Annotated in this window: 15 protein-coding genes and 1 pseudogene; 9 read left to right on the top strand and 7 right to left on the bottom strand. The window is 69.8% G+C overall.

Features of this window, described 5'->3' with window-relative positions; all coding sequences use genetic code 11:
* Nucleotides 1–14: 14 nt before the first annotated feature.
* The 3 genes from KUF83_RS15855 to KUF83_RS15845 form a co-directional block, all read right to left on the bottom strand.
* On the bottom strand, nucleotides 15–1,082 hold the full coding sequence (locus KUF83_RS15855) for an ABC transporter permease (RefSeq protein WP_217455326.1): 1,068 nt from the start codon (nucleotides 1,080–1,082) through the stop codon (nucleotides 15–17).
* Nucleotides 1,083–1,143: 61 nt separating this feature from the next.
* Entirely contained in the window at nucleotides 1,144–2,985 is a 1,842-nt protein-coding gene (locus KUF83_RS15850) for an ABC transporter substrate-binding protein (protein WP_217455325.1), read from the bottom strand.
* 369 nt (nucleotides 2,986–3,354) lie between these two features.
* Nucleotides 3,355–7,092: an AAA family ATPase gene (locus tag KUF83_RS15845; protein WP_308403018.1), complete on the bottom strand. Its 3,738-nt coding sequence runs from the start codon at nucleotides 7,090–7,092 to the stop codon at nucleotides 3,355–3,357.
* A 301-nt stretch (nucleotides 7,093–7,393) separates the two neighbouring features.
* On the opposite strand from KUF83_RS15845, the gene KUF83_RS15840 reads away from it, so the two are divergent.
* Nucleotides 7,394–7,618, top strand: coding sequence for a hypothetical protein (locus KUF83_RS15840; protein WP_217455324.1), 225 nt, complete (start codon nucleotides 7,394–7,396; stop codon nucleotides 7,616–7,618).
* 23 nt (nucleotides 7,619–7,641) lie between these two features.
* Here KUF83_RS15840 and KUF83_RS42795 read toward each other — a convergent pair.
* A pseudogene (locus KUF83_RS42795) lies at nucleotides 7,642–7,722 on the bottom strand (SCO5717 family growth-regulating ATPase); the annotation flags it as partial.
* 431 nt (nucleotides 7,723–8,153) lie between these two features.
* The gene (locus KUF83_RS15835; RefSeq protein ID WP_217455323.1) at nucleotides 8,154–8,450 is read right to left on the bottom strand and encodes a DUF397 domain-containing protein; all 297 of its coding nucleotides are present in this window, start codon (nucleotides 8,448–8,450) and stop codon (nucleotides 8,154–8,156) included.
* Between the two features lie 291 nt (nucleotides 8,451–8,741).
* Here KUF83_RS15835 and rpsO point away from each other — a divergent pair, with 291 nt between their 5' ends.
* From rpsO to KUF83_RS15810, 5 genes are all read left to right on the top strand, one after another.
* Nucleotides 8,742–9,032 (top strand): 30S ribosomal protein S15, encoded by a 291-nt coding sequence (gene rpsO, locus KUF83_RS15830; RefSeq protein ID WP_107021727.1) that lies wholly within the window; start codon nucleotides 8,742–8,744, stop codon nucleotides 9,030–9,032.
* 342 nt (nucleotides 9,033–9,374) lie between these two features.
* Nucleotides 9,375–11,594, top strand: coding sequence for a polyribonucleotide nucleotidyltransferase (locus KUF83_RS15825; protein WP_217455322.1), 2,220 nt, complete (start codon nucleotides 9,375–9,377; stop codon nucleotides 11,592–11,594).
* A complete protein-coding gene (locus KUF83_RS15820) occupies nucleotides 11,591–12,970 on the top strand; it encodes a pitrilysin family protein (protein ID WP_217455321.1) in 1,380 nt (459 codons plus the stop codon). The genes KUF83_RS15825 and KUF83_RS15820 overlap by 4 nt, the downstream gene beginning before the upstream one ends.
* A 54-nt stretch (nucleotides 12,971–13,024) precedes the next feature.
* Nucleotides 13,025–13,777, top strand: coding sequence for a 4-hydroxy-tetrahydrodipicolinate reductase (dapB, locus tag KUF83_RS15815; RefSeq protein WP_217455320.1), 753 nt, complete (start codon nucleotides 13,025–13,027; stop codon nucleotides 13,775–13,777).
* A 5-nt stretch (nucleotides 13,778–13,782) separates the two neighbouring features.
* Complete coding sequence (locus KUF83_RS15810; protein WP_217455319.1) at nucleotides 13,783–14,235, top strand: hypothetical protein; 453 nt, start codon at nucleotides 13,783–13,785, stop codon at nucleotides 14,233–14,235.
* Between the two features lie 83 nt (nucleotides 14,236–14,318).
* On the opposite strand, the gene KUF83_RS15805 is transcribed toward KUF83_RS15810, so the two are convergent.
* Nucleotides 14,319–14,879, bottom strand: a complete 561-nt coding sequence (locus KUF83_RS15805; protein ID WP_217455318.1) for a hypothetical protein — start codon at nucleotides 14,877–14,879, stop codon at nucleotides 14,319–14,321.
* A 124-nt stretch (nucleotides 14,880–15,003) separates the two neighbouring features.
* Nucleotides 15,004–15,243 carry a hypothetical protein gene (locus KUF83_RS15800; RefSeq protein ID WP_217455317.1) on the bottom strand — a complete coding sequence of 80 codons (240 nt, stop codon included), beginning with the start codon at nucleotides 15,241–15,243 and terminating at the stop codon, nucleotides 15,004–15,006.
* Nucleotides 15,244–15,472: 229 nt separating this feature from the next.
* Here KUF83_RS15800 and thyX point away from each other — a divergent pair, with 229 nt between their 5' ends.
* The 3 genes from thyX to KUF83_RS15785 all read left to right on the top strand — a co-directional run bounded on the left by thyX (nucleotide 15,473) and on the right by KUF83_RS15785 (nucleotide 19,156).
* On the top strand, nucleotides 15,473–16,213 hold the full coding sequence (gene thyX / locus KUF83_RS15795) for an FAD-dependent thymidylate synthase (RefSeq protein ID WP_217455316.1): 741 nt from the start codon (nucleotides 15,473–15,475) through the stop codon (nucleotides 16,211–16,213).
* A gap of 223 nt (nucleotides 16,214–16,436) precedes the next feature.
* A complete protein-coding gene (dapA, locus tag KUF83_RS15790) occupies nucleotides 16,437–17,336 on the top strand; it encodes a 4-hydroxy-tetrahydrodipicolinate synthase (protein ID WP_217455315.1) in 900 nt (299 codons plus the stop codon).
* 134 nt (nucleotides 17,337–17,470) lie between these two features.
* Nucleotides 17,471–19,156 carry a ribonuclease J gene (locus KUF83_RS15785; protein WP_217455314.1) on the top strand — a complete coding sequence of 562 codons (1,686 nt, stop codon included), beginning with the start codon at nucleotides 17,471–17,473 and terminating at the stop codon, nucleotides 19,154–19,156.
* The last annotated feature ends 296 nt before the right edge of the window (nucleotides 19,157–19,452 follow it).

The following is a 19,452-nucleotide window of genomic DNA, read 5'->3' as shown; positions in this document are numbered from 1 at the left end:
CGGGTCCGTCGTCGTCATCGGCCCACCCTCGGGTCGAGCAGCGGATAGATCAGATCGGCGAGGGTGTTCATCACGATCACCGCGGCAGCGAAGACGAAGAACAGCCCCTGCACCAGCGGCAGGTCGGGCACGCTCAGCGCCTGGTAGAACAGCCCGCCGAGCCCCGGCCAGGAGAAGACCGTCTCGACGAGGATCACGCCGGCGACGGTCCGGCCGAGGTTGATGAAGATCAGCGTCATCGTCGGCAGCAGGGCGTTCGGCACGGCGTGCCGGCGGCGTACGAGATCGTCCCGCAGCCCCTTGGCCCGCGCGGTGGTCAGATAGTCGCTGCCCATCTCGTCGAGCAGGGCCGAGCGGGTGACCAGCAGCGTCTGCCCGTACTCGACCGCGACCAGTGTCACGACGGGCAGGACGAGGTGATGGGCGACGTCGAGGACGTACGCGAAGCCCTCCTGGTCGCCGGACTCCATGCCGCCCGTCGGGAAGAGTCCGGGGATCGGCCCGACACCGACGGAGAAGACGATGATCATCAGCAGCCCGAGCCAGAACGACGGGATCGAGTAGAGGGTCAGCGCCAGGCCCGTGTTGAGCCGGTCCCCGAGGCCGCCGCTTCGCCAGGCGGCCCTGGTGCCGAGGTAGACACCGAGCACCGTGTAGAGCACGAACGACGTGCCCGTGAGCAGCAGCGTGTTCGGCAGCGCCTCGGTGATCTTGTCGATGACCGGTGCCCGGAACTGGTACGAGGTGCCGAGATCACCGGTGAGGGCCTTGCCGCAGTAGTCGGTGAACTGCTCCCACAGCGGCAGGTCGAGCCCGAACTCCCGTCGGTAGGCGGCCAGTTGCTCGGCCGACACCTGACGCCCGCCCGTCATGAACTTCACCGGGTCGCCGGGGATCAGCCGGAAGAGGAAGAAGCTGGTGACGAGGACGGCGAGCAGGGAGACGGCCGCGCCGCCCAGTTTGCCTGCCACGTACCGCGGATACGCGGAGCCGCGTACCCGAGGTCCGCGGACCGCCGGCGGCCCGGCCTCCGCCGGACCGCCGGTCTTCCCGACCAGCGAGGGTGTCGCTTCAGCGGTCATGAACGGCTCTCACTACTCGGCCACTCCCGGCTATGCGGTGGTTCGGCTGTGCGGGGTCCGGCTACTCGCGGTCCTCGGCGGTCGCGCGACGGCGCATCGCGAAGAACACCCCGATGCCCGCGAGGACCACGACTCCCGCGACGATGCCGATGATGACGCCTGTCTGGCTCGAGTCGTCGGAGGACTCGCTGGCGGCGGCCGGAGTCGCCGACCACCAGCTCCAGTAGCCGTCCTGGCCGTAGATGTTCCCCGCGGCCTGAGGCATCTTCGTGATCGACGCGATCTGGTCGGTGCGATAGGCCTCGACCGCGTTCGGGTACGCCATGACGTTCATGTACCCGGTGTCGTACAGCCGCGACTCCATCCGCTTGACGAGCTCCGCCCGCTTGGCGGGGTCGTACTCGGCGAGCTGCTGCGCGTACAGGTCGTCGTACTTCTTGTCGCAGATGAAGTTGTCGGTCGCGCCGATGTCCTCGGGCGTCGCCGGAAGCGCGGAGCAGGTGTGGATGGAGAGGACGAAGTCGGGGTCCGGATTCACGGACCAGCCGTCGAAGGCGAGGTCGTACTCACCCGCCAGCCAGGGATCGCTCACGTTGTCCCGGCAGTCCAGCGCGACCCCGATGCCGAGCTCGCCCCACCACTCCTGGAGGTACTTCCCGACCGCCTTGTCCTGGGGGTCCGTCGCGTGGCAGAGCACGCGGTAGGTGATCGGCCTGCCGTTCTTCCCCACGCGCTTGCCGTCACCGTTCTTCTTGTAGCCCGCCTCGTCGAGGAGCTCGGCGGCCTTGTCCGGGTCGTACGCGATGCGCTGGGCGTCCGACGGCTCCCAGTAGTACGGGGAGAAGCGGGGCGGGATGTACCCCTCGCCCTCGGCCGCGTGCCCCTGGAAGACCTTGTCGATGACCGTCTCGCGGTCCACGGCCATGAACAGCGCCCGGCGGACCTTCTGGTCGAGCAGCGACTCGTGACCGTCGCCGAACTTCTTGCCGTCCTTCGCCCGCGCACCCGGGTTGGTGGCGAGCGCGTAGAAGCGGCGGCCCGGCGCGTCGTTGACGGTGACGTTGTCCTGGCCCTTCAGCGCCGCCGCTTGAGCGGGCGTCAGGCCGGAGACGAACGACACCTCACCCTTCTGCAGGGCCGCCACCGCCGCGTCACCGTCCTTGTAGTACTTGAAGACCAGCTCGTCGAACTTCGGAGCCCCGCGCCAGAAGGACTCGTTGGGCTTCAGCCGCACATAGCTGTCGGCCTTGTAACCCGTGAGGATGAACGGGCCGTTGCCGACGACGGGGAACTTCTTGTCGTTGTTGAACTTCGAGAAGTCGTCGACCTTCTCCCACACGTGCTTCGGCACGATCGGCACGTCCAGCGCGGCCATCGTGGCCTGCGGCTTCTTCAGCTCGATGACGAGCTTGGTGGGGCTCGGAGCGGTGACCTTCTCGAAGTTCGCGACGAAGCTGCCGTTCGCGGTGGCCGCGCCCTCGTCGGTCATCATCGTGTTGAACGTCCACGCCGCGTCCTCGGCGGTCGCCTGCTCACCGTCCGACCACGTGGAGTTGTCGCGGATCGTGTAGGTCCAGGTGAGCTTGTCGGCGGAGGGCTCCCACTTGGTGGCCAGACCCGGGATCGCGTGGTTGTCCTTCGGGTCGTAGTTGGTCAGGTACTCGTACGTGAGCCGGTGGATGCTCGTACTGACCAGCCGCGCCGCGAGGAAGGGGCTCAGGGAGTCGACGCTCTGCGCCACCGCGACCGTGAGGACCTCTTTGTCGTCCTTCGCCTCGGCCCGCTGGGGCGCCGGGTTGAGCGGGGTCACCAGACCGACGGTGAGGGTGAGGGCGGCGGCGCCGGCGGCCGCGAGGAGGCGGAGGACGGTACCTCTCGCGCCGTACTGGTCGTGTGTGTCCATGGCTCGCTGACCTCGCGTCATCACTCGCACGAAGATGGGCTGTTGCACTGCTCGATCCGGTGACCGCGGCCGGGTTGATGTGAGTGTCTATCAGCGGTGGTCGGCATGCGTCAACGGCCCGTGAACCCCGTGTGGCCTGCGGAAATAACGAGTTGACGCGGATTTCACGGTCATTGGTTCAGACCGGTGAAGGGGGCCTGGTCGAGGGCTGGCGACGGAGAACGGGGCTGGTACGGCGGTGTTTTGGCGCCGGGCACACGGGGTCCGTCCACGGGTACGCCGAGGGCCCGCGCCGTGGGTGTACGGGGCGGGCCCTTCGGGTGGAACGAAGGCCGAGGGTTCGGCCGGACGGGTTACATGAGGAGCCGGTTACTGGTGGGGCGGAGGGGGCGGCGGGGTCTGACCCTGCGCGTCCTGGCCGCCGTGACCGTTCTGGTCGCCCTGTGGAGGCTGATGGGGCGCGCCCGGCTGGAACTGCTGCCCCGGAGTCGGCGCCGGGGCGTTGGGGTTGAACGGCTTGCCCGGCGCGGGCGCGGCCGGAGGCTGCTGGAAGGGCGCGCCCGGCTGGGGCTGAGCCGGCTGCTGCTGACCCGGCTGGGCCTGCCAGCCCTGGGGAGCGGCACCCGGGTGACCCGCGTGACCTTGCTGCCCCGGCTGCCCGGCGGGGCCGGGCGGGTCGTGCTGCTGAGGCGGCTGCGGGTAGCCGCCGGGCTGCTGCGGGGCTCCCTGCTGCGGTGGAGCGCCGTGCTGGGGCGGGGCCCCGTGCTGCGGATACGGCTGCCCGGGATACGGCTGGTGGGGCTGGGGCTGCTGGTAGGGCTGAGCAGGCTGTGCCGGCTGGCCCTGCTGGGGGTACTGACCGGGGTGCTGCAGGCCAGGGACGGGCTGCCCGGGCAACGGCGGGGCGGCGACCGGCGGCGGGTTGCCGTCCGACGTCCACAGGCCCTGCGACTGCTGGTGCCGCGCGATGTCCTCCGCGACCAGCGCCGAGAGGTTGAAGTACGCCTCGCGCACCTTCGGCCGCATCATGTCGAGGTTGACCTCGGCGCCCGCGGCCAGGTGCTCGTCGAACGGGACGACGATGACGCCCCGGCAGCGCGTCTCGAAGTGACTGACGATGTCGTCCACCTTGATCATCTTGCCGGTCTCGCGAACCCCGGAGATGACGGTGAGGGACCGGGACACCAGATCCGCGTACCCGTGGGCCGAGAGCCAGTCCAGCGTCGTACTGGCGCTGCTGGCACCGTCGACGGACGGCGTCGAGATGATGATGAGCTGGTCGGCGAGGTCGAGTACGCCGCGCATGGCGCTGTAGAGCAGACCTGTACCGGAGTCCGTGAGGATGATCGGGTACTGCTTGCCGAGCACGTCGATCGCGCGCCGGTAGTCCTCGTCGTTGAACGTCGTCGACACGGCCGGGTCGACGTCGTTGGCGATGATCTCCAGCCCCGAGGGCGCCTGGGAGGTGAACCGCCGGATGTCCATGTACGAGTTGAGGTACGGGATCGCCTGCACGAGGTCACGGATGGTGGCCCCGGTCTCCCGGCGCACACGGCGGCCGAGCGTACCGGCGTCCGGGTTGGCGTCGATGGCGAGGATCTTGTCCTGCCGCTCGGTGGCGAGCGTGGCGCCGAGCGCGGTGGTGGTCGTCGTCTTGCCCACACCGCCCTTGAGGCTGATGACGGCGATCCGGTAGCACGACAGCACCGGAGTGCGGATCAGCTCCAGCTTCCGCTGCCGCTCCGCCTCCTCCTTCTTACCTCCGAGCTTGAACCGGGAGGAACCGGCGGTGGGCCGGCCGCTCTTCGCCTTCTGCTTCTTGTTGTTGAGCAGCCGGTCCGACGACAGCTCCACGGCCGCCGTGTAGCCGAGCGGCGCCCCCGGGTTGGTGGGCTGGCGCTGATCGTGCCGCACGGGCTGCGGCCAGGCGGTACCGGTACGGGGGTCGACCGGGGGCTGCTGCCCGGGCTGGTGCTGCGGCTGCTGGCCCTGGGGCGAGTGCGGCTGCGGCTGCGCCTGGGGTTGTGCCTGCGGCTGGGGTGCGCCGTGGCCACCGGCATCGGTGCCGGGCTGCTGCGATACGGGCTGCTGCGGAGCAGGCTGCTGGTAGGGCTGCCCCTGCTGGGGGAACGGCTGCGCGGCGGACGGCTGGGGGGCCGCCGCCTGCTGAGCCGGGGCCTGCGGGGCAGGAGCCTGCGGAGCCGCGGGCGCCTGGGGAGCCTGCGCGGCCTGCGGCTGAGGGAACCCGTAACCCCCGTGCTGAGCGGGCGGGTTGGGGGCGCCCGGCTGCGGGAACCCGTAACCGGGCTGCGGGCCGGGGGTGTTGGGCGTGTTCGCGTCGGGTGCGGGTGCGGGTGCGGGTGCGGGTGCGGCGGGGCCGGGCTGGGGGAAGCCGTAACCCGCGTGCTGGTCAGCCGTGTTGGGCATGTTCGCGGCCGCAGGCGCTGCCGGGCCGGGCTGCGGGAAGCCGTAACCCGCCTGCTGGTCGGGCGTGTTGGGCACGGCCTGGGCCGGAGCGCCCGGCTGCGGGAACCCGTAAGCGGGAGGCTGCGCGGGTGCGTTCTGAGCCGCAGGGGCGGGCTGAGCCGGAGCAGGCTGAGTGGGCGCGGACTGGGTCGGCTGCTGGAGGCCGTAGCCGTCCTGAGGTGCCGGGGCGGCGGGCTGCGCGGAGTTGGGGCCGGACTGCGGGAAGCCGTAACCGCCCTGAGGAGCCGGATGCGGAACCGGCGCGGGACCCGGAACAGGTGCTTGAGACGGCGGCGCGGTCGAAACCCCGGGCTGCGGCTGCGGCTGCGGGTAGGCGGGGGCCGCCTGCGCCGCCGGGGCCGTACCAGGAACGCTGTCCTGCGGCCCCGGAGCCGTACCGGGAGCGCTGAACTGCGGGAACCCGTAACCCCCGGGCTGTCCCGGAGCTGCCGGAGCGCCGGCGGCGGGCGCCGGAGTGGACGCCTCGGCGGTCGGCGCGGACGCCGGGACGGCCGCCGAACTCTCGTTGGCGGCCGCCGAGGCGGGTGCGGCGGACGGCTCGGCGTCCGCGGGCGTGGAAGCAGCAGCGGGCGGGGCAGGCGTACCGGCCGACACGGCAGGCGCATCAGGGGCGGTGGGCCAGGCAGGCGGGGAGGGCTGCGGTGCCTGCGGCTGGAACGGCTGCCCCTGCGGCGGCACGACCGGCTGAACCGGGGCCCCCGCCTGTGGCTGCGCCTGAGGCTGTCCACCTTCGTTCTCCGTCGACGCGGGCCACTGCCCGGCCGAAGCGGGCGCGGCAGGCTGGTACGACGGCGGCAGCGGAGGCAGTCCGCCCTGCGGCAGCGGCGGCGGAGTCCACGCGGGAGGCGCGTCCCGCACGGCGTCGGCCACCTCCGGGGGGGCAGGCTCCGAAACGGCGACCGGCGGTACGAGGTCCTGGGGCTCGGCGTCGCGAGGCTCGGCCTCGTCCGTCGGCTGCGCGTCCTGCGGCTCGGCATCGTGCGGCCGGGAGTCCTCGGGCTCGGCGCCCTGAGGCTCGGGGGACTCGCCGGGCACGGAGCCGACGGGAGCGGCGGAGTCCTGCGCGGGGCTGTCGCCCTGAAGAGGCTCGGCCTCGTCCGCGGACGGTTCCGCGACCTCGTCCCCGACCTCGTCCGTGGCCTCGTCGGCCGCGACGGAAAGCGCGGGCGCCGCGGGCACATCCTCCGGGGACGCCACCTCGGCCTTCCCGGTCTCTTCCGAGCCCTCGGACTCCTCGGCTCCCTCGTCCACCTGGTCGTCGTCCTCGGTCGGGTGCCCGAACGCGACCTGGACGACCTCAGCGTCAGGCCCTTCCACACTGTGGTCGGAGACCGCGACATCGTCGGAAGCCGCTGCTGCGTCTGCGTCCGTGTCCGTCCCCGCGTCCGCAACCTCGGCCGGGATCGCGGGCGGGGAGGAGGCCTCGGACTCGGGCCGGGACGCGGCCTCGGGTGCCGAAGAGGGCTCGGGCGCATGCTCGGCCTCGCCCTCGGCCTCGGCACGCTCCGCGATCTCCCGCTTCACGGCGACCGCCGAGATCCGCATCGTGGCGCCGCTCTCGATGTCGCCGTCCCCGCCGTCCTCGTCGGAGACCTCGCCGGCAGGAGGGGTGTCAACCACGGGAGCCGCCGGTACGTCGACCGGAGGACTCGCAGGCGCGACCGGCGGAGCCCACTGTCCCTGAAGGTTCGGCAGGTTCGGCAGGGCGGTGGGCCCGGAATCACCGGCCGGCACCTCGGGAGCCGGACCCTGAGGCTCGAACCCACTGCCCACCGGCAGCTTCGGAACAGCGCCCGGGCCGCCACTGGGAGCCACGGGAGTGACGGGGGCCACGGGAGCAACAGGAGCCGCAAAAGCGGGGGCAGCAGGAGGAGCGGGCGGCACGAAGGGCGCCCCAGGAGAAGGAGCAGGAGCGGGCGGAGTGAAAGGCGCCCCGGGAGCAAAGGAGGGCACAGGCGTCGCCGGAGCCACCGGAGCCACCGGTGCTTCCGGCGTTCCCACCGCCCCCGCCGCTCCCGTCTCCTCCGCCTTGCCCCGCGCGCTCGTGTCGCCGTCCTCCGCGTCCGGCTCCTCCTCGGCCGCGGCGGGGGAAGCCGCCTCCGAACTCCCCGACGCGTTCTGCGTGTACCAGGCCGGAGGGGCGTAGTCGATGGTGAACTCGCCCGTCGTCTCGACGGCGGACTCCGCGTCGGACTGGTCATCGCCGGGCGTGGCCCAGCCCCCGCGGATCCCGTCCCGATCGCTGTTCACAATTCCTCCTGGTGTGGTCGAGCACCCGCAAGCCGTGCTGGGGCGACCGTTCTCGTCGTCCGGGGCTGTGTGACGCGCCCCGGCTCCCCCTGTCGGCGCGGCGGTCCCGTCCACGGGTTCTGCTGCCGCGCCCACCCCAGCCTAATCACCACAACCACCCCCACGGCAGGCCCGTCCACACCTCCGCTCCCACCCACTACGTCACACCCTGCCCAGAAGTGGCGTATGAACGGCCTTGTACGGAAGGCAAAGTGGACAAAGAGCGCTAAAGCAAGAAGGGCCGGTGGCATCCGTGCCACCGGCCCTTCCCGCTTCGGCTCAGCGCTCTTCGGTTCAGCGCGCTTCCGAGCGGTGTCCGCCGCGCGGCGCTCTCCCGCGCAGCGCTCTGCCGCCGCGTCCGACGCGGCTGCTCCGCCGCTCTGCCTACGCGCCTACTCCGCCGCAGCCCCGCCGTTGTGCGGCGCCGGCTCCAGGTCGAACTCCCCGTCACGCGCGCCGAGGACGAAGGCCCGCCACTCCGCCTCCGTGTACCGCAGGACCGTGTCCGGATCGAGGGACGACCGCATGGCCACCGCTCCCGCGGGGAGATACGCGATCTCGACCCGCTCCTCGTGCTCCTCCGTACCGGGCGCGCTCAGCCATTCGACGCCCGAGATGTCCAGTGCGTAGAGTTCGTCCTTCTCCCGCTCCTTGCGCGCCTTGACGTCCTTGTCCTCTGCCCCGGTCATGGCGAAGCGACCCCTTCCCGACTTCCGACGTACGGACCCGACCTGCGAACGATCTGTCGCGTCACCCTACTGGGACCGGCCCTGGCCTCCCCGGACTCCCGGAACCCCGGTCGGTGGGGCCCTCACCCCCTGGTACGCTGTGTGACGGCCGTATGTGTACGCACCCCCGGACCGCCCTTAGGGGCCCTGGAGGACGCGCCCAGCGGATCCCCGCCTCCCGAGTTACGGAAGCTCCCCTGAGAAGTGGACCAGGGGCACTCGGTGGCCATCAGAAGACTACGAGGAGTACGCGTGCCGCTCGATGCCGCTACGAAGAAGCAGCTCATCACGGAGTTCGGTCAGAAGGAGGGCGACACCGGCTCTCCCGAGGTCCAGGTCGCGATGCTCTCGCGCCGTATCTCGGACCTGACCGAGCACCTCAAGACCCACAAGCACGACCACCACTCCCGTCGTGGTCTGCTGATCCTGGTCGGTCAGCGCCGTCGCCTGCTGCAGTACCTGGCGAAGAAGGACATCCAGCGCTTCCGTGCGCTGGTCGACCGTCTGGGCATCCGCCGCGGTGCGGCGGGCGGCGCCAAGTAGGACATCGTGAAGGGAGCGGTTCCCGTCTCATGGGGGCCGCTCCCTTTGCTGTACGTGCGGAGTGTCACCACCCCTTTGTAGTGTGGTAGCACAACGCAATACGTAGGACACAGCGTGGCTCCGTGACAGCGCACAGCGAAGCACGGCCGCCACACCGCACGACACGAGGGAAAGCGCACCTCGCCGCCGCCGGTCCTCGGTAGTGGCCCCCGGGAGAATGCGAACCCCGGGAGCTTCGATCGAAGACCGGCCCGCACCAGAAGGCGCGCTTCTCCGCAGAAGCGTCCCCCTGCCACACGGGCAGGTGAGGACGAAAGACGAAAAGTATCGGAGAAAACGCTAGTGGAGAACGAGACCCACTACGCCGAGGCCGTTATCGACAACGGATCCTTCGGCACCCGCACCATCCGCTTCGAGACGGGCCGCCTGGCCAAGCAGGCCGCCGGCTCCGCCGTGGCGTACCTGGACGACGACACCATGGTGCTGTCGGCCACCACCGCTTCCAAGAAGCCCAAGGAGAACCTCGACTTCTTCCCCCTCACGGTGGACGTCGAGGAGCGGATGTACGCCGCCGGCAAGATTCCCGGCAGCTTCTTCCGCCGTGAGGGCCGGCCCTCCGAGGACGCGATCCTCACCTGCCGCCTCATCGACCGCCCGCTGCGCCCGTCCTTCAAGAAGGGCCTGCGCAACGAGATCCAGGTCGTCGCCACGATCATGGCGCTCAACCCCGACCACCTGTACGACGTCGTGGCGATCAACGCCGCGTCCGCGTCGACGCAGCTGGCCGGCCTGCCCTTCTCCGGCCCGATCGGCGGCGTCCGCGTCGCCCTGATCAACGGCCAGTGGGTCGCGTTCCCGACGCACACCGAGCTCGAGGACGCCGTCTTCGACATGGTCGTCGCCGGTCGCGTCCTGGAGGACGGCGACGTCGCGATCATGATGGTCGAGGCCGAGGCCACCGACAAGACGATCACGCTGATCGCGGGCGGCGCCGAGGCGCCCACCGAGGAGATCGTGGCCGCCGGTCTGGACGCCGCGAAGCCCTTCATCAAGGTCCTCTGCAAGGCCCAGGCCGACCTCGCCGCGAAGGCCGCCAAGCCGACCGGCGAGTTCCCGGTCTTCCTGGACTACCAGGACGACGTGCTCGAGGCCCTGACCGCCGCGGTCAAGAGCGAGCTCTCCCAGGCGCTCACCATCGCGGGCAAGCAGGAGCGCGAGGCCGAGCTGGACCGCGTCAAGGAGATCGCCGCCGAGAAGCTGCTCCCGCAGTTCGAGGGTCGCGAGAAGGAGATCTCCGGCGCGTACCGCTCGCTGACCAAGTCCCTGATGCGTGAGCGCGTCATCAAGGACAAGGTCCGCATCGACGGCCGCGGCGTCACGGACATCCGTACGCTCGCCGCCGAGGTCGAGGCCATCCCGCGCGTGCACGGCTCGGCGCTGTTCGAGCGTGGCGAGACCCAGATCCTGGGCGTCACCACCCTCAACATGCTCCGGATGGAGCAGCAGCTGGACACCCTTTCCCCGGTGACCCGCAAGCGCTACATGCACAACTACAACTTCCCGCCGTACTCCGTCGGTGAGACGGGCCGCGTCGGCTCCCCGAAGCGCCGCGAGATCGGCCACGGAGCGCTCGCCGAGCGCGCCATCGTGCCGGTCCTGCCGACGCGCGAGGAGTTCCCCTACGCGATCCGTCAGGTCTCCGAGGCCCTCGGCTCCAACGGCTCGACGTCCATGGGCTCGGTCTGCGCCTCCACCATGTCGCTGCTGAACGCCGGTGTGCCCCTCAAGGCCCCCGTCGCCGGTATCGCCATGGGCCTGATCTCCCAGGAGATCAACGGCGAGACGCACTACGTCGCCCTCACCGACATCCTCGGTGCGGAGGACGCCTTCGGTGACATGGACTTCAAGGTCGCCGGCACCAAGGAGTTCGTGACCGCCCTCCAGCTGGACACCAAGCTGGACGGTATTCCGGCCTCCGTCCTGGCCGCGGCCCTCAAGCAGGCCCGCGACGCCCGCCTCCACATCCTCGACGTGATGATGGAAGCGATCGACACGCCGGACGAGATGTCTCCGAACGCCCCGCGGATCATCACGGTCAAGATCCCCGTGGACAAGATCGGTGAGGTCATCGGCCCGAAGGGCAAGATGATCAACCAGATCCAGGAGGACACCGGCGCCGACATCACGATCGAGGACGACGGCACCATCTACATCGGTGCCCAGCAGGGCTCGCAGGCCGAGGCCGCGCGCGCCACGATCAACTCGATCGCCAACCCGACCATGCCGGAGGTCGGCGAGCGCTACCTGGGTACCGTCGTGAAGACGACGACCTTCGGCGCGTTCGTGTCGCTGCTCCCGGGCAAGGACGGTCTGCTGCACATCTCGCAGATCCGCAAGCTCGCCGGCGGCAAGCGCGTGGAGAACGTCGAGGACGTCGTGGCCGTGGGCTCCAAGGTCCAGGTCGAGATCGCCGAGATCGACTCCCGCGGCAAGCTCTCCCTCATCCCCGTGATCGAGGGCGAAGGCGACGACGATGAGAAGAAGGACGACACCGACAAGTGACGTCGAGTAGCTCTACGGCGACGGCCCGCACCTCCTCGGAGGCGCGGGCCGTTGCCCGTACCCAAACCCTGATCAAGGGCGAGAACGGCATCGGTACGGTCCGCAAGACCACCCTCCCCGGGGGCCTGCGCGTCGTCACCGAGACCCTGCCCTCCGTGCGCTCCGCCACCTTCGGGATCTGGGCGCACGTCGGCTCGCGCGACGAGACGCCGGCTCTGAACGGCGCCACGCACTACCTGGAACACCTCCTCTTCAAGGGCACGCGCAGGCGCAGCGCCATGGACATCTCCTCCGCGATCGACGCGGTCGGCGGCGAGATGAACGCGTTCACGGCGAAGGAGTACACCTGCTACTACGCACGGGTGCTCGACTCGGACCTGCCGCTCGCCATCGACGTCGTCTGCGACATGCTCACGGGCTCGCTCATCCGCGAAGAGGACGTGAACGTCGAGCGCGGAGCGATCCTCGAAGAGATCGCCATGACCGAGGACGACCCGGGCGACTGCGTGCACGACCTGTTCGCGCACACGATGCTCGGCGACACCCCGCTCGGCCGCCCGGTCCTCGGCACGGTCGACACGGTCAACGCCCTCACCGCGGACCGCATCCGCCGCTTCTACAAGAAGCACTACGACCCGACACACCTCGTGGTCGCCGCGGCGGGCAACGTCGACCACAACAAGGTCGTACGCCAGGTCCGTGCCGCCTTCGAGAAGGCGGGCGCCCTCAAGCAGCAGGCCGCCACCCCCATCGCCCCGCGTGACGGCTCCCGCGACCTCCGCACCGCCGGACGCGTCGAGCTCCTCGGCCGCAAGACCGAGCAGGCCCACGTCGTCCTCGGCATGCCGGGCCTGGCCCGTACCGACGAGCGCCGGTGGGCCCTGGGCGTCCTGAACACCGCGCTGGGCGGCGGCATGTCCTCCCGCCTCTTCCAGGAGGTCCGGGAGAAGCGCGGGCTGGCCTACAGCGTGTACTCGTACACCTCGGGCTTCGCCGACTGCGGCCTCTTCGGCGTGTACGCGGGCTGCCGTCCCAGCCAGGTCCACGACGTGCTGAAGATCTGCCGCGACGAACTGGACCAGGTCGCCGAACACGGCCTGTCCGACGACGAGATCGGCCGCGCCATCGGCCAGCTCCGCGGCTCCACGGTCCTCGGCCTGGAGGACACCGGCGCGCTGATGAACCGTATCGGCAAGAGCGAACTGTGCTGGGGCGAGCAGATGTCCGTCGACGACATGCTGACCCGCATCGCGTCGGTCACCCCGGACGACGTACGGGACGTGGCCCGCGACGTCCTGGGGAAGCGGCCCTCGCTGTCGGTCATCGGCCCGCTCAAGGACAAGCAGGCGTCCCGTCTGCACGAAGCGGTCGCGTAGGCCGCCGTGGGCCGGCCCACGGCGGCGCGAGTCCCCGACTAAGGAATCAAGAACATGAGCAAGCTGCGCGTGGCGGTCCTCGGTGCCAAGGGCCGTATCGGATCAGAGGCGGTGCGGGCGGTCGAGGCCGCCGAGGACCTGGAGCTGGTGGCCGCCCTCGGCCGCGGCGACGAACTCGAAACCCTGACCGAGGCCGGCGCCCAGGTCGTCGTCGAACTGACCACACCCGCCTCGGTCATGGACAACCTCGACTTCTGCGTACGCCACGGCATCCACGCCGTGGTCGGTACGACGGGCTGGACCGACGAGCGCCTCGCACAGCTGAACACCGCGCTGGCCGCGTCACCGCGGACGGGTGTCCTCATCGCCCCGAACTTCTCCATCGGCGCCGTCCTCACCATGAAGTTCGCGGAGGTGGCCGCGCCGTACTTCGAGTCCGTCGAGGTCATCGAGCTGCACCACCCGAACAAGGTGGACGCCCCCAGCGGCACCGCCACCCGCACCGCCCAGCTCATCGCAGCCGCCCGGCAGCAGGCGGGCAGTGCCCCGCAGCCCGACGCCACCGCCACGGGCCTGGACGGCGCCCGGGGCGCGGACGTCGACGGCGTCCCGGTGCACGCGGTCCGCCTGCGCGGCCTGCTGGCCCACCAGGAGGTCCTGCTCGGCGGCGAGGGCGAGACCCTCACGATCCGCCACGACTCCCTGCACCACAGCAGCTTCATGCCGGGCATCCTGCTCGGCGTACGCCGCGTCGTGGACACCCCGGGCCTCACCTTCGGCCTGGAACACTTCCTGGATCTGAAGTAACCGCCATGACTGCGAAGATCACGTACGCCGTCACGGCCGCCGTCCTGGTCGTCTACTTCGTCCTGGTCGGCAGCCGCGGGGTGATGCTGATACAGAACGGCACGCTGATCACGGTCACCTTCGGGGTGGCCGTCCTCGTCCTGCCGGTGATCGGCGTCTGGTTCCTCTGGATGAACACCCGGTTCGTCCAGCGGGCCAACCGGCTCGCCGCCGAGCTCGACGCCGAAGGCGGCCTGCCCGTCGACGAGTTGAAGCGCTCGCCGGGCGGCCGCATCGACCGCGACTCGGCCGACGAGGTCTTCGCCCGGCGCAAGGCCGAGACGGAGGACGCCCCGGACGACTGGCGCAGCTGGTTCCGCCTCGCGATCGCCTACCACGACGCCCGTGACACCCCGCGGGCCCGCAAGGCGATGCAGCACGCCATCGCCCTCCACGACGGAAAGCCCGCACGGACCTGAGCGGCCGTGCGGCGCATCCCGACAGCGGTACGGCGAAGGGGCCCCTCCTGTGATGTGGAGGGGCCCCTTCGCCGTACGACCGCTCAGGCGTGCTGCCGGTACTCGTCCGCCCACACCTCGATGCCGTCCGCGGCCCGGTCGAAGGCCTCGGGGCGTCCCAGGAAGTCCGCGTTGTGCGTGGTCAGCAGAGGCGTCGGCTCGTCACCGGAACGGTCACCGCGGACCAGGACGAGCGCCTGCCCCTGCACCGTCCGAGGCAGCCCGAGCCACCGCACCGGCTGCTGCACGGTCCGCACCACCCGGACCTGCGCCCACGGCGCCGTACGCGTGGTGAGGAAGCGCACCCGGCGCAGTCCGGCCGCGCTCACCCACGCCCCCATACGCAGCAGACGCAGAGCACACACGATGACCACGGCCGCGATCCCCAGGCAGGCCGCGCCGCCCGACGTGTTGCCCGCCGCGGCGATGATGACCGCCGCGAACAGCACGTACGAGGCGAGGAGCAGCAGCAGCGCTGCCGCGCCGACCCGCCACGGTCCGGGCCGGTAGGGACGCCGCCACTGGTCGCGGTCGTCGAACGGCAGCGCGAGATCCTCGCCCGCCTCGTCGAAGGCGCGGTCGGCGGTCAGAAAGGGCAGGGGCACGGCTGGTCCTCACACTCAATCCACGCATGGACTATGCCCGGTGAGGCTACCTAGCCGGATCTCCGCTCACCACCCGCGGGGGTCCGTAGGGGTACGCCGCAGGCCATACGACCGGCGGGAGGGGTCAATGCCCCTGGGACGCGTCGGACTGCTGCGTGTGTGCGGGCGGGACGTCGGCCGAAAGGGCGGGCGATCCGACGAGCAGTGACCCCGCGAGGCCCGCGACCACGGTGAGGCCGACGAGCCATCGGCCGACCAGCTCTCCGGCGGAGGGGCGCTGACGCGGTGGGGGAGTGACGTTGCTGCGGAACTTGTCGGCTTCGGCGATGAAGGCGAACGGAACGGGCTCGCGCCGACGGAACATAAAGCGTGCTTCTCCTCTGGAGACTCGAAGGGACCTGACGGAACAGGCGACTCGAACGAATCGCTGTCACCGATACAGACGATCGAGTGCCCCAAATGGTGCCCTGTTTCACCGACTTCGCAGAAGTTCGGCAAAGAATGTCGCGGCACGGCACCGAACGCCCCGTTGTCGGTGCCGGGCCGTAGAGTGGTCGCCGCCCGAGCCAGTGATGGGAAGGACCCCGCAAGCCGTGACCGACACCCCCGCCGACGACCTCAAGCCCAGTTTTCGCAGTGACGTCACCGTGGAGCTGGTCAAGCACACCGCCTCCGACTCCGACGTACTGTTCGCCGCCCGCGTCTCGACCGCCGGGGAGCAGTCCCTGGGCGAGCTGCAGAAGGACCCGGAGCGCTCCAAGGGCCTGATCAACTACCTGATGCGGGACCGGCACGGCAGCCCCTTCGAGCACAACTCGATGACGTTCCTCGTCAGCGCCCCGATCTTCGTCTTCCGCGAGTTCATGCGTCACCGCGTGGGCTGGTCGTACAACGAGGAATCGGGCAGGTACAGGGAGCTCCAGCCGGTCTTCTACGTCCCGGACGAGTCCCGCAAGCTGGTCCAGGAGGGCCGCCCCGGCAAGTACGTCTTCGTCGAGGGCACGCAGGCCCAGCAGGAGCTCACGGGCCGCGTCATGGAGGACTCGTACCGTCACGCGTACGAGGCGTACCAGGAGATGCTCGCCGCCGGAGTCGCCCGCGAAGTGGCCCGTGCGGTCCTCCCGGTGGGCCTGTTCTCCTCGATGTACGCGACGTGCAACGCCCGCTCGCTCATGCACTTCCTCGGCCTCCGCACACAGCACGAGCTCGCCAAGGTCCCGTCCTTCCCGCAGCGGGAGATCGAGATGGTCGGCGAGAAGATGGAAGCGGAGTGGGCCAAGCTCATGCCCCTCACGTACGCGGCCTTCAACGCCCAGGGGCGCGTCGCGCCGTAGTGCACCCCGACCACCCGATCGGCCGCTCCCTCGGGCACATCTGTACGGGCGGACCGAGCGAAGTGTCCGTATTGCGGCATTTCGAGAAGTTCATCTAGCCTGATCAAACGGACCCGGCACTGCTTGAACCCCCGAGCAGGCAGTGCCGGGCTCCACCTTTGTCAGGACTTGTCGCGTCCCCCGAGGGCAGACCGCACGTTGAGCAGCGAGTAGCGTGTTACCCATGGCTCCGACCTCCACTCCGCAGACCCCCTTCGGGCGGGTCCTCACCGCAATGGTCACGCCCTTCGCGGCGGACGGCGCACTCGACCTCGAAGGCGCTCAGCGGCTCGCCACCCACCTGGTGGACGCAGGCAACGACGGCCTGATCGTCAACGGCACCACCGGCGAGTCCCCGACCACCAGCAACGCGGAGAAAGCGGATCTCGTACGAGCCGTCCTGGAGGCCGTCGGCGACCGCGCCCACGTCGTCGCGGGCGTCGGCACGAACGACACGCGCCACAGCATCGAGCTGGCCCGAGCCGCCGAAAAGGCCGGCGCGCACGGCCTGCTCACCGTGACGCCGTACTACAACAAGCCCCCGCAGGAGGGCCTGTACCAGCACTTCACGACGATCGCCGACTCCACCGACCTGCCGGTCATGCTCTACGACATCCCCGGCCGCAGTGGCGTACCGATCAACACGGAAACGCTGGTGCGACTGGCCGAGCACCCGCGTATCGTCGCCAACAAGGACGCCAAGGGTGACCTCGGCCGCGCCAGCTGGGCCATCGCGGGCTCCGACCTCGCCTGGTACTCGGGCGACGACATGCTGAACCTTCCGCTGCTCTCCGTGGGCGCGGTCGGCTTCGTGTCCGTGGTCGGTCACGTCGTGACCCCCGAGCTCCGGGCCATGATCGACGCGTTCGTGAGCGGCGACGTCCAGAAGGCCACCGAGATCCACCAGAAGCTGCTCCCCGTCTTCACCGGCATGTTCCGGACCCAGGGCGTCATGACGAGCAAGGCCGCGCTCGCCCTCCAGGGGCTGCCCGCCGGACCGCTGCGTCTGCCCATGGTGGGCCTGTCTCCCGAGGAGACCGCCCAGCTCAAGATCGATCTTGCCGCCGGCGGGGTACAGCTCTAACCACAGACTTCACAACTGAATACGTACGACCACGCAGGCCGAGCGCCTGCTTCACCAGACAACTGCTACTGCACGAACGTCATGCGCGCCACGTGCCCTGCCAGGTACGTGGCGCGTGTGGTGAGGAGAGTCTTTTGAGTCATCCGCATCCTGAACTCGCTCCGCCGCCGAAGCTCCCCCAAGGGGGCCTCCGGGTCACCCCGCTCGGCGGTCTCGGCGAAATCGGCCGAAACATGACGGTCTTCGAGTACGACGGCCGCCTCCTGATCGTCGACTGCGGCGTGCTCTTCCCGGAGGAGGAGCAGCCCGGAATCGATCTGATCCTGCCGGACTTCAGCTCCGTCAGGGATCGCCTCGACGACATCGAGGGCATCGTCCTCACGCACGGCCACGAGGACCACATCGGTGGTGTCCCCTTCCTCCTCCGCGAGAAGCCGGACATCCCGCTCATCGGCTCCAAGCTGACCCTCGCCCTCATCGAGGCGAAGCTCCAGGAGCACCGCATCCGCCCCTACACCCTTGAGGTCGCGGAGGGCCACCGCGAGCGCATCGGCCCCTTCGACTGCGAGTTCGTGGCGGTCAACCACTCCATTCCGGACGCCCTCGCGGTCGCCATCCGCACTCCTGCGGGCATGGTGGTCCACACCGGCGACTTCAAGATGGACCAGCTTCCGCTGGATGGCCGCCTCACGGACCTGCACGCTTTCGCGCGTCTGAGCGAGGAGGGCATCGACCTCCTCCTCTCGGACTCCACGAACGCGGAGGTCCCGGGCTTCGTCCCGCCCGAGCGCGACATCTCGAACGTGCTGCGGCAGGTCTTCGGGAACGCCAGCAAGCGCATCATCGTGGCGAGCTTCGCCAGCCATGTGCACCGCATCCAGCAGATCCTCGACGCCGCCCACGAGTACGGCCGCCGGGTCGCCTTCGTCGGCCGCTCGATGGTCCGCAACATGGGCATCGCACGAGACCTCGGCTATCTGAAGGTCCCGCCTGGCCTGGTGGTGGACGTCAAGACACTGGACGATCTTCCGGATCACCAGGTCGTCCTCGTCTGCACCGGTTCCCAGGGAGAGCCGATGGCGGCTCTGTCGAGGATGGCGAACAGGGACCACCAGATCCGCATCGTCCAGGGCGACACCGTGATCCTGGCGTCGTCCCTCATCCCCGGCAACGAGAACGCGGTGTACCGCGTCATCAACGGCCTGACCCGCTGGGGTGCCAATGTCGTCCACAAGGGCAACGCCAAGGTGCACGTCTCGGGCCATGCGTCGGCCGGCGAGCTCCTGTACTTCTACAACATCTGCAAGCCGCGCAACCTGATGCCCGTCCACGGCGAATGGCGCCACCTGCGCGCCAACGCCGAGCTGGGCGCCCTCACCGGCGTACCGCACGACCGCATCGTCATCGCCGAGGACGGCGTGGTGGTCGACCTCATCGGTGGCAAGGCCAGAATCTCCGGCAAGGTCCAGGCCGGGTACGTGTACGTCGATGGCCTCTCGGTCGGCGATGTCGGCGAGCCCACGCTCAAGGACCGCAAGATCCTCGGTGACGAGGGCATCATCTCGGTCTTCGTGGTGCTGGACACCAGCACGGGCAAGATCACCGGTGGGCCGCACATCCAGGCCCGCGGCTCGGGCATCGACGACTCCGCGTTCGTCGGCGTCCTCCCGAAGATCACCGAGGTTCTGGAGAGGTCGGCCCAGGACGGCGTCGTCGAACCCCACCAGATGCAGCAGCTCATCCGCCGCACGCTGGGCAAATGGGTCTCGGACACCTACCGCCGACGGCCGATGATCCTGCCGGTCGTCGTCGAGGTCTGAGCCACCTCGCACGCGTCAACCCGGAGCGGAGCACCCCGATTTGCATCAGGGCGCTCCGCTCCAGTAGGTTTACGGCTCCGCCTGAACGGGAACCCGGCACAACTGCGTGTCAGGACCACCCCGGAGGGGGCGGGAATTCCGACTCAGAACTTCTGATAAAGTCGGAATCGCCGGAAAGGGAAACGCGAAAGCGGAAACCTGGAAAGCACCGAGGAAATCGGATCGGGAAACGGTCTGATAGAGTCGGAAACGCAAGACCGAAGGGAAGCGCCCGGAGGAAAGCCCGAGAGGGTGAG

Origin of the sequence: Streptomyces sp. BV286, assembly GCF_019090165.1 — a bacterium.
Taxonomy (GTDB): domain Bacteria; phylum Actinomycetota; class Actinomycetes; order Streptomycetales; family Streptomycetaceae; genus Streptomyces.
The sequence above is the reverse complement of the archived record's forward strand: the minus strand, read 5'-3'. Positions and strand labels throughout refer to the sequence as shown.

Excerpts from the sequence above, each read along its gene's own strand:
- KUF83_RS15835 (WP_217455323.1), bottom strand. The coding sequence starts at position 8,450 with ATGACCGGGGCAGAGGACAAGGACGTCAAGGCGCGCAAGGAGCGGGAG.
- dapA (WP_217455315.1), top strand. The coding sequence starts at position 16,437 with ATGGCTCCGACCTCCACTCCGCAGACCCCCTTCGGGCGGGTCCTCACC.
- KUF83_RS15800 (WP_217455317.1), bottom strand. The coding sequence starts at position 15,243 with ATGTTCCGTCGGCGCGAGCCCGTTCCGTTCGCCTTCATCGCCGAAGCC.
- KUF83_RS15850 (WP_217455325.1), bottom strand. The coding sequence starts at position 2,985 with ATGGACACACACGACCAGTACGGCGCGAGAGGTACCGTCCTCCGCCTC.
- KUF83_RS15810 (WP_217455319.1), top strand. The coding sequence starts at position 13,783 with ATGACTGCGAAGATCACGTACGCCGTCACGGCCGCCGTCCTGGTCGTC.
- dapB (WP_217455320.1), top strand. The coding sequence starts at position 13,025 with ATGAGCAAGCTGCGCGTGGCGGTCCTCGGTGCCAAGGGCCGTATCGGA.
- KUF83_RS15855 (WP_217455326.1), bottom strand. The coding sequence starts at position 1,082 with ATGACCGCTGAAGCGACACCCTCGCTGGTCGGGAAGACCGGCGGTCCG.